We start from the raw sequence: 417 nt of genomic DNA on the forward strand, positions 1-417 counted from the left end.
GCTGAGATTACTAGTGTAAAAGATAAAATTAGCACTTTTGAATTTAACACGCTTTTATCATTGAACCTTCAAAATGCATTTATACAGATCCCAGTTTACTCAGGCTTCGATCGATTTATCACTATGACGACTCCAAATATTAGACATTTTAAAGAATTATGCTTGTCAGCTTTAAAGCAATCAGATGATTTTGATACAAATACTATTTATACCTCTGTTTCTGATATCAAACCTATCTCCTATACTGGTATGCACTTAGGCGCAATCAATAGTAGTTCATCTTTGGTCAAAGAAGTCATTAGCTATCCACCTCACGGAAACAAGCTTTCACATATGGTTAATCGAATAGGTGAACTCTTTCGAATCTCTCAAAAATCAAGTTACCAGTCCGAACCAGAAAGGGATATTTTTACTTTC

General features: G+C 34.1%; 1 protein-coding gene. It reads left to right on the plus strand.

From position 1 onward, the window contains the following. Positions 1–123 precede the first annotated feature (123 nt). Positions 124–417 (plus strand): hypothetical protein (locus SB749_RS18745; protein ID WP_410711628.1); only part of this gene is annotated, 294 nt, incomplete at its 3' end.

The sequence above is a fragment of the Brevibacterium sp. SIMBA_078 genome (assembly GCF_046534565.1).
In the GTDB taxonomy this organism is placed as follows: Bacteria; Actinomycetota; Actinomycetes; order Actinomycetales; family Brevibacteriaceae; genus Brevibacterium.